The organism is Uliginosibacterium flavum, from assembly GCF_040566545.1.
Classification (GTDB): Bacteria; Pseudomonadota; Gammaproteobacteria; order Burkholderiales; family Rhodocyclaceae; genus Uliginosibacterium; species Uliginosibacterium flavum.
This window is the reverse complement of sequence record NZ_JBEWZI010000009.1, coordinates 100,000-116,814: the sequence shown is the minus strand read 5'-3', so window position 1 is coordinate 116,814 and position 16,815 is coordinate 100,000. Positions and strand designations below refer to the sequence as shown.

The window sequence follows — 16,815 nt, the reverse complement described above, 5'->3', positions numbered from 1 at the left end:
TCCTCAGTCCTCAGTCCTCAGTCCTCAGCCGCAGGCCGCTCAATACGTATGTTCCGCCGCCGGGAAGCTGCCGTCTTTCACCGCCGCTGAATACGCCGCCACGGCGGCATCGATGCTCGCCGCGCCGTCCATGAAATTCTTTACGAAGCGCGCCTTTTTACCGGGATAGACGCTCAGCATGTCGTGCAGCACCAGCACCTGTCCATCGCAGTCCTTGCCCGCGCCGATGCCGATGGTGGCCATGCTCGTCAGTGATTGGGTGATTTCGGCGGCCAGTGTTGCCGGCACCATTTCCAGTACGACCATGGCCGCGCCAGCGGCTTCCAGCGCCAGCGCATCGGCCTTCATCTGCGCTGCGCCCGCTTCGGTCTTGCCCTGCACGCGATAGCCGCCGAGCTGATGCACCGATTGCGGGGTCAGGCCGATATGGGCGCAGACCGGCACGCCACGTTCGACCAGAAAACGCACCGTCTCAGCCATGTAGGTGCCGCCTTCCAGCTTCACCATCTGCGCACCCGCAGCCAGCAGGCGCGCCGAATTGCGCAGGGCCTGGGCCGGGCTTTCCTGATAGCTGCCGAAGGGCAGGTCGGCGATCACCCAGGCGCGCTGCGCGGCGCGGGCCACGCATTCGGTGTGATACACCATGTGCTCCATCGTTACCGGCAGGGTGCTTTTCTGTCCCTGGATCACATTGCCCAGCGAGTCGCCGATCAGCAGCACGTCCACGCCATTGCGTTCGCACAGCGCCGCGAAGCTCGCGTCGTAGGCGGTCAGCATGACGATCCTCTCGCCCGCAGCGCGCATTTTCGCCAGAGTGGTGAGGGTGATGGGTTGGGTGTTTTCGAGGTAGCTCATTTGTGGGGACTGGGAAATGGGGACTGGGGACTGGGACGTGGGGGCTGAATAAGCAGGTTTCGGTTTGTAAAGAATCGTAGCAAAGCTTCGGACGGGTGAATCATGCTGCCAGTACCCAGTACCCAGTACCCAGTACCCAGTACCCAGTACCCACTTAAGCGTAGCTGAAATATTCGCGATAACCGCGCATGGCCTGCAGGCGTTGCAGGATCAGTTCGAAATCGTCGTCCTCTTCCACCGGGTTGAGCACTTCGGCGTTGATCACGAAGAGCGGCGCGGCCTGGTAGTCGTGGAAGAAGCGCGCATAGCGTTCCGATACGGTGGCGAGATAGCCTTCGGTGATCTTGCGTTCGGCATCCAGGCCGCGTTTGCGCACGCGCTCGATCAGCGTTTCCGGCTGGGCCTGCAGGTAGATCACCAGATCGGGTTTGAGCGGTGCGGGACGCAGCTGCTGGAAGACGCGCTCGTACAGCTTGGCTTCGTCTTCAGTGAGATTCAGGCTGGCAAACAGCGGGTCTTTTTCGAGGATGAAATCGCCAACCACGCGGTGCCCCGCCTCCAGCCGGGCCGCCGCCTGGGTAAGCAGGTCGGCGCGCTGGAACAGGAATTCGATCTGGGTGGCCAGCGCCCAGCGTTCGCGTTCGGCATAGAAGCGGCCAAGGAAGGGGTTCATCTCCGGCTGCTCCAGCACCAGATCGCCATTCAGGCGCTGCGCCAGGCGGCGCGCTAGGCTGGTCTTGCCGGCACCGATGGGGCCTTCGACGACGATGTATTGGGCTTTGTCGAGCATGGTTTTGAGTGCTTGCGAAGTGTGGCGGTATTGTAGGGCGGACTTCAGTCCGCCGTGCGGTCGGAGTGGCGGACTGAAGTCCGCCCTACGGAGTCATCGTGCTTAGCTGCGAAACATGAAATACACGGCGCCGACCATGCACAGGGTGGCCCACAAATAGTCGAGCTTGAGCGGCTGCTGCATGTAATAGACCGAGAAGGGCACGAAGACGGCGAGGGTGATCGCCTCCTGCATGATCTTGAGCTGGCCGAGCGAGAGCTCCTGCGCGCCGATGCGATTCGCGGGGACCTGAAGCAAGTACTCGAAAAGTGCGATTCCCCAGGCGATCAGCGCGGCGATCATCCACGGGCGGTGCTGCAGGTGCTTCAGATGCCCGTACCAGGCGAAGGTCATGAACACGTTGGAGGCGATGAGCAGACCGCCGGTTTGCAGCCACACGGGCATATCAGAGCCTTTGTCAGTCCGCGATGCGGTCGATGTGCGCGTCCGGCAGCGCGTCAAGCAGTTCGAGCGCCGGGCCACGGCCGGGGATGCGGGTTTCCGGGGCGAGCTCGCACAGCGGGATCAGCACGAAGGCGCGTTCGTGCATGCGCGGGTGCGGCAGGTGCAGGCCGGGTGCGTCGAGGATCTCGTGGCCATACAGCAGCAGGTCCAGATCAAGGGTGCGTGCGGCGTTGCGGGCGCTGCGCTGGCGGCCGAAGTCCTTTTCCAGTGTGAGCAGGGCGTCGAGCAACTCGGTCGGAGCCAGTGTTGTATCGAGGGCGGCCACGGCGTTGATGTAGTCGGGCTGGCCTTCGGTGCCGGGGCCGACGGGCGCCGTGCGGTACAGGCTGGAGCGGGCTACGACGCGGCTTCTCGGCAAGTTGCCGAGTGCCGCGAGCGCTTCGCGCACGGCCGCGACCGGATCACCGAGGTTGGCGCCAAGGCCGACCCATGCGAGATGCGCCATGCGGCTTATTCTCCAGCCGGGCTGCTGCTGCCACCGTCCGCAGGCTTGCGGCGCGGGGCGCGGCGTTTGCGCGGGGCGTCGCTCTTCTTGTCGGCGACCAGCATGGCTTCGCGCTCGTCGGTGTGGGCGTGGGCGAAGCGATCCCACCAGTCGGCCAGTTCGATGTCGATTTCACCCGATTCGCCGCGCAGGCGCAGGAAGTCGTAACCGGCGCGATAGCGTGGCTGCTCGATCAGGCGGAAGGGCGCCTTGCCGGCACGCTTCTCGAAGCGCGGCTGGAGGGCCCAGATTTCGGTGATGTCGCCGGCGATGCGGCGCGTGATGGCGAGTTTCTCGGCCTGCGAGGCGAGCACTTCATCCATGGCTTCGAACAGCGCCGGTTGCGAGTGTTGCTTGTTGGCCTTGCGCGCCGTCCAGTTGGCCAGCACTTCATGCCACAGCAGGCAGGCAAAGAGGAAGCCGGGCGAGATCGATTTGCCGCTGCGTACGCGCTCGTCGGTGTTTTCCAGTGCCAGCCAGACGAATTTCTCGCCCTGTGGCTGCTCCAGAATCACGTCCAGCAGCGGCAGCAGGCCGTGGTGCAGGCCTTCGTCGCGCAGACGTTTGACGCTGACGACGGCGAAGCCACTGGCCAGCAGCTTGAGCATTTCGTCGAACAGGCGCGCCGCCGGCACGTTGTGCAGCAGATCGGCCATCTCGCGGATCGGCTTGCTCGCAGCAGGATCGAGCTTCAGGCCCAACTTGGCCGCCAGGCGCACGGCGCGCAGCATGCGCACCGGGTCTTCGCGGTAACGCGTGGCCGGATCGCCGATCACGCGCATGCTCTTCTTTTTCAGGTCGGCCACGCCCTTGTGATAGTCCAGCACCGTTTCGCTGGTCGGGTCGTAATACAGGGCGTTGACGGTGAAATCGCGCCGCGTGGCGTCGTCTTCGATGCAGCCATACACGTTGTCGTGCAGCACGCGGCCATGTTCGTCGGTTACCGTCTCATCATCGTGCAGGGCGCGGAAGGTGGAGACTTCGATCGTCTCCGGGCCGCTCATCACATGCACGATGCGGAAACGCCGGCCGATGATGCGCGAGCGGCGGAACAGGTGGCGCACCTGTTCGGGCGTGGCGCTGGTGGCAATGTCGAAATCCTTGGGCTCGATGCCGGCGATCAGATCGCGTACCGCACCACCCACCACATAGGCGGTGAAGCCGGCCTCCTGCAGCGTGCTGCAGATCTTGCGCGAGGCGGGCGAAACCATCTCGCGATGGATGCCATGCTGATCGAGGGAGACGACTACGCCTTTGGCTTTTGGCGTGCCTTTGGCGTGTGATGTGGCAGCACTTCGGGTGAATACCTTGCGCAGCAATTTTCGAATCATGCTTGTGTCGAGAGGGGCCGTGGCCCTAGTAAGGGTGCGTGGAAAATCAAGAGTATACCGGGCGGCGGCGGATTGTCCCAGAATCCCTCGCTGCACGTGGGGGCTGCGGGTGGGTGACGGGGCGGTTGAGTGATTGCCCGCTCAAGACTTTCTGGCCCGTCGTTCCGCCAAGTGCGCCTGCAATGTGCGAAACAGCCAGCTGCGTGGCGGCTCAATGCCACTGCGCACATACTCCAGCGGGCTTGGGTCGAGGTAGAAGCGGTGTTGCAGCCGCTCTATCCCGCCGCGACCGGCAAACAGGATGCGGTCGCCCGATTGAAGCTTGGCGTCGAGGGCGGGCAGCATGGTCTCGGTTTCTCCGCGTAGCAGTAGTAGTGGCACTGCTCGGAGTGTTTCGGGCGGGGCGACAGGATTGATCAGCAGTTCGCGCAGCAGCAAGGGGTGCGCGGTCTCTCCGTTGAGCACGGCGCGCAGTCCGGGGTGAGCGGGTTCGCAATCGAAGACCCAGATATGCGGCACCCGTTCTTCCAGTTCGGTGAGCAGGCGTACGGCAATCTGCTCGGCCAGTTGCGAGCCGTGTTTGCGTACCTGCAGCAGGAAGCGGTTGAGCAGCGGTGAAACCAGTAGTTGCAGGCATTCACGCACCATGATTTCGGATTTCACGAAGCACAGATGGGCACGCGCCGCTTCGATCAGGCTGCGCTCGGCCACGTGATTCTGGCGCACGATGACGTGCAGACCCGGTTTGAGTTTGCGGGCGCGGGTGACGAGCGCGAGGTTCATGGCGTCGCGGTCCGTGCAGGCCACGATGCCTACGGCGTTCTCGATGCCGGCAGTGTGCAGGCTGTCGACCGAGTTGTCGCTGTGCTGCAGGTGGGGTTCGTCGGCCAGCCGGTCGTTCGAATCAATAGCTGTCCAGCTTGAGCCGGTACGTTCCAGCGCGCGCGCCACTGCATGGCCAAAGCGCCCGTAGCCCAGCACCAGCCAGTGGCCTTGTGGCACGACGGGCGGCTCCGGGCAGGCGCTGCCGGGCACGCTGGATAGCCACTCCTCCACCCACAGCACCGCCGGGGTGGCGAGCGCCATCTCCAGATTGATGGCAAAGGTATCGAAGGGGTCGATGACGGCGATATTCGCGAAACTGTCCAGATTGGCGCGAGCCAGTGTGCTGTGCACCCGGGCAATGATCGTCAGTTCGGGCGCCAGCGCGGCCGCGCCGATGGCAATCGCCTGAGCCGCTTCGTCATCGCCCACCAGGACGATCAGGGCTTTGCAACGTGGGTGAGCCGCGCCAGCGTCCTGGAGCACGTCGGGCCAGCGGGCGTCGGCGCAGAGCGACAGCGGCGGTTCGTGGTAGATCTCCACATCGGGCCGAGCGGCGCGTTCGGGGCGCAGTTCGATCAGAACGCTGCGCGTGCCCAGCTCGTCGAAGGCATGCGCCAGGGCCGTACCGCTCTGGCCATAGCCAGCGATGATGTAGAACGGTTCGTCCAGCCTGCGTACCCGGCGGGCAAAGCTGCTGCGCGCGATGGCCGTACGGAATACCGCTTCCTGCACCAGCGCGAAAATACTGCCCAGTGCATACGCCCAGCAGGTGACCGACAGATAGATCGTGAACGTGATCCAGGCGCGCTGGGCATCGGTGAAGACGAAAGGCAACTCGCCGAAACCGATGGTGGTGGCGGTGTAACTGACGACATAGAAGGCGTGAAAGAAGCTCAGCGACGCAGCTTGCCCTTGCGCGTCCAGACCAGGCATCGCGACCAGGCCGGCCACCGAAATCGCGTAAGCCAGAATCAGCGTGATCAGCGGCGTGCGCAGTCGGCGCAGCGCGATGAACAGTACGTCACCCACGTTGGCAGCCTTAGCGGCTTTGCTTGAGGGTTTCGCCGATCAGCAGGATCACCGAAATCATGTTGGCAACCAGCGCACCCGCCGACAGCGAAACCACCACGGAAATGATGCTTCCGTCCATCGGCTGTTGGTGAATGTACAGCTGCCATGTCCACACCAGACTTGCTGCCACCAGCTGGACCAGCGCGACCAGACTGGTTGCCAGATGAGTCGCTCCGATGTGAGTGCGGTCGCCGAACTTGAGCACGGTAGCAATCAGGTTGACGACCAGTGCAGCAAAGAGCTCTGAGGGATGATGCAGGTCCACTCGGTCCAGATCGCCGATAACGAAGCCGAAATTCAGCGTGCAGGCGAGGATGATGAAGAAGCCGAAGATAACTTTTTCAAGGTTCATGGCGATGAAGTCCGGGTTGGTTATTTACATCCTGCCAGCAAGCTGCGGGGCGCGAGGTGGCCTTGCCCGAAGGGGGCAGGGCTGCCATCTCAAGCCTTCAGGATGATGCCTTCGCCCGCGCCTTCTTCATCGCGCCCGCGCAAGCTGATGATCGGCCAGCCCAGAGTCTCGGCACGCAGGCGCAGGCCTGCATCCGGATCGACGACGACAGGGTCGCTCACCACTTCCAGCAGCGGCACGTCGTTCAGCGAATCACTGTAGAACCAGCTCTTTTCGAAGCAGCCCAGATCCAGCGCCATCGATTCCAGCCAGGCATTCACGCGGGTGACCTTGCCTTCGCGGAAAGCTGGCGTGCCGCGCGCCTTGCCGGTGAACTGGCCGTTATCGAGGGCCGGCACGGTGGCGATCAGGTGCGGCACGTGGAAGTAGTAGCGCACGATGCGCTCGGTCACGAAGGCATTGGTGGCGGTCACGATGGCGCACAGATCGCCCTGTGCCAGGTGCCAGTTCACCAACTGCTTGCCCATTTCGTTGACCATGCCAAAGGCTACGTCATTCATGAACTCGTCATGCAGAATCATCAGTTCTTCGCGTGAACGGCTGGCCAGCGGGGCAAGGACGAAGTCGAGGAATTCGTTGATCTGCAGCGTGCCGGCCTTGTATTGCTCGTAGAAAGCATCGTTGCGTGCCTTGAATTCCACGGGGTCGACGACCCCTTTGTCGCAGAGGAACTGGCCCCAGGCGTGATCGGAATCGCCGTCGAGGAGGGTGTTGTCGAGATCGAAGAGAGCGAGGTTCATGGTGTTTCGGTGAGGCGTTAGGTGTTAAGGATGAGGCGTCAAAAAGGCAGGCCCGGTTCGCATTCGTCGTGCAGGATTTCGCGCAGCAAAGGCAGCGTGACCGGTCGTGACTGGGTCAGCGAAGCGTCGTCCAGTGCGTCGAGCACATTCATCAGCCAGAGCTGATCGCGGCGGCCGTGGCGCAGCAGGTATTCAACAATATCGGCGTCCAGCAGCATGCCGCGCGCGCCCGCGTGTTCGATCAGCAGCATGCCCTTGGCGTCGTCGTTCAGCGGCTGGATTTCGAAAATCAACGCCTGGCCGATGCGCGTGCGCACGTCTTCACGCAGCTTCAGTTGCTGGGGCGGTGCACTGCCTGCCAGAATCAGCGAGCCCTGCGCTTCGCGCGCCTGAATCAGCGCGCGGAATAATGCCGCCTGTCCGGCTTCGTCGAGTTGATCCACGTCGTCCAGCGCCGCAACAAGCCCATCCTCCATCAGCAGTGCGGAGCCTTGCTGTGCCGGCAGATAGGCTGAAGGCCGGCCACTGGCGCGGCTCTCCGAGAGGGCTGCGTGCAGAAGATGACTCCGCCCGGTGCCCGGCGCTCCCCAGATATACAGCCAGCTGCCGTCACGCGCCGCAATCTGGCGGCGCAGCGCCAGCATCAGCGCGGCGTTGTCGCCCACGACGAAGTTTTCCAGCGTCGCTGGCACCTGAGGGCGCACGTCGAGCGTCAGCTGCTGCATGGCAACTGGCTGGGCAAGGCGCGGTAGGCGGGCACGAACATGGCGGAATCCGGCGGAGTTTTGCGTAAAAGTTGCAGAGCGACTTCTCGACACTCCCCTCTCTCATTTGGGGAGAGGGGTTGGGGGTGAGGGAAACGAGCATGATTTTCATGTTCGTAGGCGAGGGCGCAATCTTACCGGGCCGGGGGCTGAACTCAAATGCCGGCAGACATTTCCCTTCTCGCGAAGCGGGAAGTAGTCGGGCGGCAAAGCGTCTGAGCAGGTAAAATGCCGCACTTTCCCGATTGCCCGAGCTCCCTATCATGGCCCAGACCCCTCTCGATTACGCCGCTGCTGGCGTCGATTACAGCAAGATTGATCCGCTCAAGATCCTCGCCCAGAAATCTGCCAGCGCCACGGCCCGCAACCTTGCCGGGCACGGTGTCAGCGAGATCCCGGCCTCGCGCGGCGAATCGGCCTACGTGATGGACATCGGCGGCACGTTGATCGCCTCGATCACCGAATGCCTCGGCACCAAGGCACTGGTCGCCGATGCCGTGCGCGCCATCACCGGCAAGACGCACTACGACGCCATCGCGCAGGACACTATCGCCATGGCCGTGAATGACCTGATCACTGTTGGCGCCACGCCGTTGTCGGTGCACGCCTACTGGTCCGCCGGCGGCAGCGAATGGTTTGCCGACGAGCAGCGCATGGTCGATCTGGTCACCGGCTGGCAGCAGGCCTGCGACGTGTGCAAAGTCAGCTGGGGCGGCGGCGAAACGCCCGCGCTGGCCGGCGTGGTCGAAGCCGGCCGCATCGATCTGGCAGCCTCCTCGGTCGGCGTCATTCCCTCGCGGGATCGTCTGACCCTGGGCGACAAAATGGGCGCGGGTGACGCCATCGTGCTGCTCGCCTCCAGCGGCATCCACGCCAACGGCGTGAGTCTGGCACGCAAGCTGGTCGAGCGTCTGCCGCAAGGCTACGCCACCAAACTGTCGGACGGCCGCCTTTACGGCGAAGCCCTGCTGGATCCGACCACACTCTACGTGCCGGTCACCGAGGCCCTGTTCGCCGCCGGCATCGTGCCGCATTACTCGGCCAACATCACCGGCCACGGCTGGCGCAAGATGATGCGTCACCCCGGCAACTTCACCTATCGCATCCACACCCTGCCGGACGTGCCGCCGGTGCTCAGCTTCATGCAGGAACACGCCGGCATCGATGACCGCGAAGCCTACGGGAGTCTCAACATGGGCGCCGGTTTTGCCTTCTACGTCGCCGCCGAGCAGGCCGAAGAAGTCGCACGCATCGCCAACGAACTGGGCGTCAAAGCCTGGGTCGCCGGCCGCGTCGAAGCCGGCCCGAAGCAGGTCGTGATCGAGCCGCTGAACCTGACTTATGCGGCGGATGAGTTGCATTTGCGGGCTTAATCGTCATAGACAGCTAACGAAAAACCGACCCGGGCGACCGTGTCGGTTTTTTTACGAAGGACATTTCGATGGCAAAAATTTTCTATTCTTGGCAGGCTGATCGATCAACCAAGACGTGTCGGAATCTGATCGAAAGAGCGCTCCAGCAAGCCATTGCAGAGTTGAGTAGCGATGCCGAGATTGATAAGGCAATACGAGAAGAACTGGAGCTGGACAAGGACACCAAAAACGTTCCCGGTTCGCCGCCCATTGTTGAAACAATTTTCAACAAGATCGATGAAGCAGCCATATTTGTACCGGATTTGACCTTTGTTGGGTCGCGTGCGGATGGTAGGCCTACACCGAATCCGAACGTGCTGATTGAGTATGGTTGGGCACTCAAGTCATTGACCCATTCACGAATTGTGCCGGTTATGAATACTGCGCATGGTGAGCCGACTGGTGAGTCAATGCCCTTCGATATGCGGCATTTGCGTAACCCGATTCAGTTTTGCTGTCCTGATAGCGCGGATGAAACAGCTAGAAAGACCGCTCGGCAAGGTTTGGTGAAGGCCTTCAAAGAGGCGCTACAAGCAGTTTTTGTGAGCGGGGCGTTAAAAGAAATGCAGCCGCCTGTAGCTTTATTTCAGGCGAAGGAGCCTATGTCTGGGAGGGCTAGATTCAGGGCTGAAAATGACCCGATTGGGTTTACTCATTCACAGATACAACTTAAAAAGCCCGAACCAATCCGTTTGAATAGTGGGGCCGCCATGTGGCTTCGGTTGATGCCGAAACATGTACAAGCCAAGCAATGGTTGAGTACTGAAATTGAACGCGCTCTGCGCCAGAATGGGCACATTCCGCGTCCTGTGAACTGGTCGCGTGATGGGAGTCTTAGTTTTGTTCGTGGAGACGATGGGTTTGGAACATGCATGAACGTTGATGGTGATAAAACTCCCGCGACGTTCTATGGATTCAGGTCTGGGGAAGTTTGGACTACCGACACTATTTTATTGTCATGCGATCCGTCAAAAGTGCTGTTTGATGAGGATGAGTTCTGCGTCGTCTTAAAAGAGGCTGCAGCGTTTCTTGAACGCCTAGGTGTTTCAGGCCCCTACCGTTGGATTGCAGGACTGGAGGGCGTTTCAGGCCGGAGTTTGCCCGCGCCTGATGACGGTATTCAGCGTTGGTTGTCGCAGTCGCCGATCATGAATGAAGTTGTCGAATGCGAGGGAGAGTTCTCTGGGAGGTCCGACGATGCGGTATTGGCGTTAGAACCATTCTTTGAGTTTGTATATGACGCGGCACATAGGACGCGCTAAATGCAACCGAGTAGGGCGCGCACCGCGCACGCGAACCGGCCGCAAAGGCCCATCCATCAAGGCTGTGCAGGCAGGTATCCCGGAGACGCCCGCTGCATGCGGCTCTCCAGAGGTGTAGGGGGCAATCCTCATGCCTTTATGGCGAGTAGCACGTCTGTGCTACGCCTTGTGCTAAAGTGCAGAAAATCCTCTCAGGAGTCTGCCATGTCCACCACCACCATCCGTTTGCCCGAGGCCCTGAAGGCGCGCATCGCCCGCGTGGCGGCGCACAGCAATCAGACTGCGCACAGCTTCATCCTTGAGGCGATTGCCGAGAAGGCTGAGCTGGCCGAGCGGCGCAAGGACTTCGAGGAGCTGGCCGGGCAGCGCTATGCGAAGATTGTGGCTACTGGCGAGACGATCCCGTGGGCCGAGATGCGCAGCTACCTGGAAGACAAGCTCGCCGGCAAGGCGACCGAGACGCCGCAGGCCCGCAAGCTGGCGCGCTGAGCGTGGCGCGCATCGAACTGGCGCCGGAAGTCGCCGAAGATATCGAGCGGATCTACACCCACCTGGCGCAATACGAGGTGGCAAATGTCGCGGCGCGCATCCAGGAAATCATTCAGGCGATTGCCGCGCTGGAGCACAATCCCTTGATTGGCAGACCCACAGAAGGCGGCTTGCGCGAGCTGGTCGTGGGGCGTAACAATCGCGGCTATCTTGCGCTGTATCGTTATCTGGACGAGATCGATACGGTTTTTGTGCTGGCTTTGCGCAGTCAGCGCGAGGCAGGTTACGCACGAGACGCTTAGCGCCAAGCCGCTCCAGACCGAACAACATCCATCCACACACATCAAACATGAGCACAGCCCACGACTTCATCCTCTTCGATCTGGACGGCACCCTCAGCGATCCGCTGCAGGGCATCGGCCGTTCGCTGAACTACGCGCTGGCGCATTTCGGTTATCCGGAGCGTGAGCTGGCCGATCTGGCGCCGTGCATCGGCCCGCCGCTGGATCAGAGTCTGGCGCAGCTGACCGGCACCACCTCGACTGAGCACATCGGCGAGCTGGTCGCCAAATACCGCGAGCGTTACGGCGACATCGGCTATGCCGAGAATGTGGTGTATGACGGGATTCCGCAAGCGCTCGCGCAGCTGCACGCCAGCGGCATTCCGTTGGCCGTGTGTACCTCCAAACGCGCCGATTTCGCCGAGCGGATTCTGGATCTGTTTGGCCTGCGCGAGTATTTCCGCTTCGTCAGCGGCGGCGATGTGGGCATCCACAAATGGCAGCAGATCGCCGGCCTCGTCGCGCAGGGCACGGTGACTTCCGCCAGTCTGATGGTGGGCGACCGCGACGTGGATATCGATGCTGGGCAGCGCAACGGGCTCAGCGCGGCGGGCGTGCTGTGGGGCTTCGGTTCGCACGCCGAGCTGTCGGCCGGGCAGCCGCGTTATCTGTTCAAGCAGCCTGACGAGCTTTGTCCATCGCTGCTTGCCTAGCCCGATTTCGACGGCTCGCCCGTTGAAGCAGCACGACTGAATTTCTCGAAAGGAAGAATGATGCGCAAGCTTGTGTGTGGGGTATTCGCGGTGCTGGTATTGACGGCTTGCGGCAATAAGCAGGAGTTTTCTGGCGAGATGGCCAAGTCGGCCGTTGCGCCGATGCAGGCGCGCAGTGCTGCCGCTGATGGTGCGGGCGCGGCGGCGGAGGCTGAGGCGGCAGTGCCGCGTCACATCGAGTTGCGTCACATAGTGGTGATCGAAGTAGCGGCAGACAAGCTGGAGGGCGTGTGGCGTGAGCGGCTGGAGGCGTGCAAGTTGCCTGCTTGCGAAGTGGTTGCGGCGGGGATCGAGAATCAGCGTGGCGATCTGGGTACGGCGAATCTCTCGCTACGCATCGTGCCGGCGCAGGCCGGTGGCTTGCTCGACACCCTGCGCGGTCTGGGCAAGCTGGCACAACATCAGATGAGCCAGACTGATCGAACCAACGAGGTGGTCGACATCCAGGCGCGCCTCAACAATCAGAAGGCGCTGCGTGATCGCCTGCGTGCGCTGGTCGCCAGTCGCAATGTGGCCAAACTCAGCGAACTGCTCGAAGTGGAACGCGAGCTGGCGCGGGTGCAGACCGAGATCGATTCGGCTGAAGGCCAGATGCGTGCCACGCTGGCGGTGACCAAGAAAACCAGTTTTGACATCAATTTCCGCACGCCGGCTTCTATCGCCCGGCCGGGTTCCTGGGAGCCGATTCGCAATGCCTGGAACAATCTGGGCCGTGTTTTTGCAGATAGCCTTGCTGCATTGATGTACTTCGTGGCCGGTGGCTTGCCCTGGTTCGTCATCGGTGGAGTGGTTTTCTGGGGCCTGCGTCGCCTGTGGCGTCTGCGCCGGGCGCGGCGTGACAGCAAGCCAGCCTGAAGCTTGCGCATGACGGATTCTTCGCCCCGGCACCTGCCGCCACGCTTGCCGTCTTCCATCGTGGCACTGGCCTGTTTTTGGGGGCTGGCCGAAGCCACGCTGTTTTTCATCGTGCCCGATGTGCTGCTCAGCTGGCTGGCCTTGCGCCGGCCTTGGGCGCAGGTCTGGCGCGCGTGTTTGTGGGCGCTCGGCGGCGCCTTGCTGGGCGGGGTCTTGATGTATGGCTGGGGCCGGCTGGCGGCGCCTTCGGCATTGGCCACGTTGCAACAGATTCCGGCGATCAGCCTGGCGATGTGCGAAGCCGTCGGCCAACAGTTGCGCGAGCAGGGAGCGCTGGCGCTGTTCACCGGCCCGCTCACCGGCGTGCCGTACAAGATCTACGCCGTGCAGTCGGGCGCGCAGCAGGCCAGCCTGTGGCTGTTTCTGGCGATCAGCGTGCCGGCGCGCCTGTTGCGCTTTCTGGCCGTGGCCGGTCTGGTGCGCCTGATCTGCCGGGCTTTTCCGGCCATGTCGGTGCGCTTCAGGCAAGGTCTGTGTATGGCGGGCTGGAGTAGCTTCTATCTCTATTATTTCTGGCACTTTGCCTGAAGATCCGCATCTGGGTTGGGTCTTCAGCTGGCCTGCCGTGACAGGCCCATGGGTATTGTCTTAGCGGGCAGGGTGGCTGTAGAGGCTTACTGGTGGCGGCTTTCGGGGATGTGATTGATTCCAGCTTGGACGTTCTTTTGTGCCACAGAAAACGGCGGAAACTGGCCGTTTGTACCAATCGGCCAGCTCGCGACGAGGGGACACTTTTGGCTGCTATAAAGAGCTTTCAAGTCACCCGACCCTGAAAGGAAAAATCATGAGCTTTTTCGGCAAGATTCTCTCGAAACTCGGTTTTGGCGGCGATGAAGCCGCTGCCACCACCACGCCTGCTGCGCCTGGCCCCGCCGTGGCAGCGGCGGCCGCCGGCGTAGCACCGGTCGTGGCTATTGCTGTGGTGGATGTCGTCGCCAAACTTGAGGCCCTGGCCGGCAGTCACGCAGAAAAACTCAACTGGAAAACTTCCATCGTCGATCTGCTGAAACTGCTCGGGCTGGACAGCAGCCTGGCGAGCCGCAAGGAACTGGCGACCGAGCTGGGCTGCCCGGCAGAAAAAATGGGCGACTCCGCGCAGATGAACATGTGGTTGCACAAAACCGTGCTGCAGAAGCTGGCCGAAAATGGCGGCAACATTCCGGCGGATTTGCTCGACTGAAATATCGTCAGATAGTGTGTTCAGGGGCCGTCGCGTTTGCGTCAGCCCCTTTTTCTTGTCTTGAGCAATGATGCAAGTGCTGGAGAGCCACATCTGGCAAGGGCCTGCAGGCAGTGGACGGGCAGGGTGGCTGGAGATGCTTGCCGGGAATGGCTCTACGCAGTGATGTTGGTTTAGCGGGTGCTTAGGGTATAGGGCAGGACCACGATGTCCAGAACAAACGAGAACGGGAAGTCGATGGCGGCCAGCACGCCCATCCAGCATTCAGTCGAGCAATTGCTGGCGGCGCCTGCCACCAGAGCGGCATCAATCTGAGTGCCCGCCATCACCTTGTCGCTGGAGCAGGCGTAGGCGCCGCTGCAACTGAGACCATAGATCGAGGCGCAGGCTGATAGCGAAAGCACCATGGTGGCATTGGCGGCGATTGTCCGGATGCGGTGCATGTTGTTTCCTTATGGCGAGTGAGCCGCCTGTGGGTTGATTGGGCTGAAGAGGCCGCTGAGTGAGGGGATACCGGATATAGCTACTTTTCGTTACTTAATTTTTGCCCCACATTTTGAGCAAAATTTCGGGCTTGAAAACGGGTTCTGGTTGTGAATAGTCCGGCCGCAATCGTCGCAAAAACGGATAGTCCGGATGTTCAGGATTGCGATCAACACTACCGCCGGTCCCATAAACTGGAGAACTTGTGTGGATTTCGACGAAAACCAGATGAAGCCAAGAAACAGTGCGCTGGTCACGATGATGAATAGCGGGAGCACTCGCCGTTTCAGCGCAGCATTCCTGTTCAGGAAGAAAAACAGAGCGCTTCCGATTCCGAGGGCGATCCACACTGCGATGAACAACTGAAAATCCTTGGGCATTTGTGCTTCCTTGGATAGGTAGTATTTGAAGTTGTGTCTGGGAAAGCGAATTTGCTAAAAATGCCAGTATGCGAAGTTGGCCGCGATGAAATCCTGTTGCTCAATACAGAACCAAAGTATCCCGCCACCCATCGCAATCATCACGAGTGCCGCTATGGACGTGTAGAGCGAGCGAAAGTGCTTTTGGCGTTGAAGCCAAGCATTGAAGATCATGGCAAGACATCCCCATAACGCGAGCAACCCGCCAGTGCCGAAGAAGGTCAGCCAGCCGGGCTTTGTTGCGGGAAGTCGCGGGTAGATCAACCCAAGGCAGAACACCATAAGGACAGGCGTTGCGATCAGAGGCCAAGTGTATTGAAGCAGTCGAGTCGAAAGAGGCTTGCGCTCGTCTTTGTCTTCATTCATTGAAACTCTCCCGAATGGCATTCCTCACGTCTCAGCGCAACGCGTGAGTTACAACTGGCTCGCCGCCTTCACCGCCAGATAGCGATTCACGGTTTCAATCGCCAGATCTTCGGGCGCGACGTCCAGGCACAGCACGCCTTCGGCGCGCAGGCGTTTGAGGGCGGCTTCGCGGCGGCGGGCGTAGCCGACGGCGGCGGCGAGGCGCGCGGCGTCGTGGGCATTTTCGATGCCCTCGCTCTGGGCGCGATCCAGTGCGGATTCGCGCAGGCTGGCGACCAGTACGAGATGGCGTTTGCCGAGCAGGCGCGTGGCGGCGATCAGGCTCTGATCGTCTTCGTCGCGCAGGTTGGTCATCAGCACGACCAGCGCGCGCTTGCGTTCGCGCAGCAGCAGTTGTTGGGCGGCGCGTTCGAAATCGCTGACTTGCAGCGTGGGTTGCAGGTCGTAGGTTTCGCGCAGGATGCGGCTGACGGTGGCGCCGGAGTGTTGGGCAGGCAGGTAGCGTTCGGGCCCGCCGAGGGTCATCAGGCCGACGCGGTCGCCGTGACTGAGCGCGACGTAGGCGAGCATCAGCACCGAATCCAGGGCGTGGTCGAAATGCGAGAGTTCGCCATCGCGCGCGCCCATGCGTCGGCCGCAGTCGACGAGCAGCAGGATGCGTTGGTCGCGCTCGTCCTGATACTCGCGCGAAATCATCTTGCCCATGCGCGTCGTGGCTTTCCAGTCGATCTGGCGCATGGAGTCGCCTTCGCGGTATTCGCGCAGCTGCGAGAAATCCATGCCCTGACCACGCCGCCGACGTTGCTGCAGGCCGAAGCGCGCGTTGCGGTAATCGACGGCGCGCAGCGCATGACGGGCGAGTGGCGCGAAGTTGGGATAGACGCGCACATCCTGCGCTTCGCCGACTTTCGTCTGACGCAGCCAGGCCTGCCAGGGCGAGACGATGCGTAGCTCAATCTGGCCGAATTGATGGTCGCCGCGCAGCAGGGCGCGCACGCGGTAGCGCAGGGCGAAGCTGTTATTGCCGGCGGTGAGGATCTGGCCGGGCAGGCCTTCCTGGGCGAAGCCGGCCGGATGATGATCGAATACGCTGAGCCGCGCCGGCACTGATCCGGCCCAGTGCAGGCGAATCTCCACGGGCGACCATTCGCCCACCGCCAGCGTGGCATTGACCACGCGCTGGCTGGCCGGCAAGGGCTGGGCGCGCAGCAACAGCCAGTCGGCAGTGGCCCACAGCAGCAGCACCGCGCCCAGGCCGCCACACCACGGGCTGAGCGCCGGCAGGAAGACCGTGGCAATCGCCAGAGCGAGCCAGACGGCCAGGGCGGTGAGGAGGCGGTTGGAGGGCAGGGTCATGCTGGCGCCCTTAGTTCTGTGGCGTGGGTGACCGTGTTGCGCGATAAGGCAAGACGGCTCCTTCCCTCTGTCAGGGGGAAGGTTGGGATGGGGGTGTGAGCGT

At 61.9% G+C, this 16,815-nt stretch carries 21 protein-coding genes; 8 read left to right on the top strand and 13 right to left on the bottom strand.

Going from position 1 to position 16,815, the window contains the following annotated elements:
- Positions 1–39: 39 nt before the first annotated feature.
- The 9 genes from panB to hda form a co-directional block, all read right to left on the bottom strand.
- Positions 40–855, bottom strand: a complete 816-nt coding sequence (gene panB, locus ABXR19_RS10305) for a 3-methyl-2-oxobutanoate hydroxymethyltransferase (RefSeq protein WP_354601036.1) — start codon at positions 853–855, stop codon at positions 40–42.
- A gap of 154 nt (positions 856–1,009) precedes the next feature.
- The gene (locus tag ABXR19_RS10300) at positions 1,010–1,645 is read right to left on the bottom strand and encodes a deoxynucleoside kinase (RefSeq protein ID WP_354601035.1); all 636 of its coding nucleotides are present in this window, start codon (positions 1,643–1,645) and stop codon (positions 1,010–1,012) included.
- A 102-nt stretch (positions 1,646–1,747) separates the two neighbouring features.
- A complete protein-coding gene (locus ABXR19_RS10295) occupies positions 1,748–2,089 on the bottom strand; it encodes a DMT family protein (protein WP_354601034.1) in 342 nt (113 codons plus the stop codon).
- A gap of 13 nt (positions 2,090–2,102) precedes the next feature.
- Positions 2,103–2,594, bottom strand: a complete 492-nt coding sequence (gene folK, locus ABXR19_RS10290; RefSeq protein ID WP_354601033.1) for a 2-amino-4-hydroxy-6-hydroxymethyldihydropteridine diphosphokinase — start codon at positions 2,592–2,594, stop codon at positions 2,103–2,105.
- 5 nt (positions 2,595–2,599) lie between these two features.
- On the bottom strand, positions 2,600–3,964 hold the full coding sequence (gene pcnB, locus ABXR19_RS10285; RefSeq protein ID WP_354601032.1) for a polynucleotide adenylyltransferase PcnB: 1,365 nt from the start codon (positions 3,962–3,964) through the stop codon (positions 2,600–2,602).
- Between the two features lie 141 nt (positions 3,965–4,105).
- Complete coding sequence (locus ABXR19_RS10280) at positions 4,106–5,818, bottom strand: NAD-binding protein (RefSeq protein WP_354601031.1); 1,713 nt, start codon at positions 5,816–5,818, stop codon at positions 4,106–4,108.
- Between the two features lie 10 nt (positions 5,819–5,828).
- Positions 5,829–6,212 (bottom strand): DUF6394 family protein, encoded by a 384-nt coding sequence (locus ABXR19_RS10275; protein WP_354601030.1) that lies wholly within the window; start codon positions 6,210–6,212, stop codon positions 5,829–5,831.
- Between the two features lie 89 nt (positions 6,213–6,301).
- Entirely contained in the window at positions 6,302–7,012 is a 711-nt protein-coding gene (locus tag ABXR19_RS10270) for a histidinol-phosphatase (RefSeq protein WP_354601029.1), read from the bottom strand.
- Between the two features lie 38 nt (positions 7,013–7,050).
- Positions 7,051–7,737, bottom strand: a complete 687-nt coding sequence (hda, locus tag ABXR19_RS10265) for a DnaA regulatory inactivator Hda (RefSeq protein ID WP_354601028.1) — start codon at positions 7,735–7,737, stop codon at positions 7,051–7,053.
- A gap of 302 nt (positions 7,738–8,039) precedes the next feature.
- Between hda and ABXR19_RS10260 the strand changes: the two genes are divergently transcribed.
- From ABXR19_RS10260 to ABXR19_RS10225, 8 genes are all read left to right on the top strand, one after another.
- Positions 8,040–9,149: an AIR synthase-related protein gene (locus tag ABXR19_RS10260; protein WP_354601027.1), complete on the top strand. Its 1,110-nt coding sequence runs from the start codon at positions 8,040–8,042 to the stop codon at positions 9,147–9,149.
- A 68-nt stretch (positions 9,150–9,217) separates the two neighbouring features.
- Positions 9,218–10,450, top strand: a complete 1,233-nt coding sequence (locus ABXR19_RS10255) for a hypothetical protein (RefSeq protein WP_354601026.1) — start codon at positions 9,218–9,220, stop codon at positions 10,448–10,450.
- Between the two features lie 204 nt (positions 10,451–10,654).
- On the top strand, positions 10,655–10,939 hold the full coding sequence (locus ABXR19_RS10250; RefSeq protein ID WP_354601025.1) for a CopG family transcriptional regulator: 285 nt from the start codon (positions 10,655–10,657) through the stop codon (positions 10,937–10,939).
- A 2-nt stretch (positions 10,940–10,941) separates the two neighbouring features.
- Positions 10,942–11,241, top strand: coding sequence for a type II toxin-antitoxin system RelE/ParE family toxin (locus ABXR19_RS10245; protein WP_354601024.1), 300 nt, complete (start codon positions 10,942–10,944; stop codon positions 11,239–11,241).
- A gap of 47 nt (positions 11,242–11,288) precedes the next feature.
- A complete protein-coding gene (locus tag ABXR19_RS10240) occupies positions 11,289–11,933 on the top strand; it encodes an HAD hydrolase-like protein (protein WP_354601023.1) in 645 nt (214 codons plus the stop codon).
- Positions 11,934–11,990: 57 nt separating this feature from the next.
- A complete protein-coding gene (locus ABXR19_RS10235) occupies positions 11,991–12,848 on the top strand; it encodes a DUF4349 domain-containing protein (RefSeq protein ID WP_354601022.1) in 858 nt (285 codons plus the stop codon).
- A 9-nt stretch (positions 12,849–12,857) separates the two neighbouring features.
- A complete protein-coding gene (locus tag ABXR19_RS10230; RefSeq protein ID WP_354601021.1) occupies positions 12,858–13,436 on the top strand; it encodes a hypothetical protein in 579 nt (192 codons plus the stop codon).
- A 256-nt stretch (positions 13,437–13,692) separates the two neighbouring features.
- Complete coding sequence (locus ABXR19_RS10225; protein WP_354601020.1) at positions 13,693–14,088, top strand: DUF3597 domain-containing protein; 396 nt, start codon at positions 13,693–13,695, stop codon at positions 14,086–14,088.
- 173 nt (positions 14,089–14,261) lie between these two features.
- On the opposite strand, the gene ABXR19_RS10220 is transcribed toward ABXR19_RS10225, so the two are convergent.
- The 4 genes from ABXR19_RS10220 to ABXR19_RS10205 form a co-directional block, all read right to left on the bottom strand.
- Positions 14,262–14,531 carry a YceK/YidQ family lipoprotein gene (locus ABXR19_RS10220; protein WP_354601019.1) on the bottom strand — a complete coding sequence of 90 codons (270 nt, stop codon included), beginning with the start codon at positions 14,529–14,531 and terminating at the stop codon, positions 14,262–14,264.
- A 90-nt stretch (positions 14,532–14,621) separates the two neighbouring features.
- On the bottom strand, positions 14,622–14,951 hold the full coding sequence (locus ABXR19_RS10215) for a hypothetical protein (RefSeq protein ID WP_354601018.1): 330 nt from the start codon (positions 14,949–14,951) through the stop codon (positions 14,622–14,624).
- A 54-nt stretch (positions 14,952–15,005) separates the two neighbouring features.
- The gene (locus ABXR19_RS10210) at positions 15,006–15,356 is read right to left on the bottom strand and encodes a hypothetical protein (RefSeq protein ID WP_354601017.1); all 351 of its coding nucleotides are present in this window, start codon (positions 15,354–15,356) and stop codon (positions 15,006–15,008) included.
- Positions 15,357–15,404: 48 nt separating this feature from the next.
- Complete coding sequence (locus ABXR19_RS10205; RefSeq protein ID WP_354601016.1) at positions 15,405–16,712, bottom strand: DUF58 domain-containing protein; 1,308 nt, start codon at positions 16,710–16,712, stop codon at positions 15,405–15,407.
- Positions 16,713–16,815 lie beyond the last annotated feature (103 nt).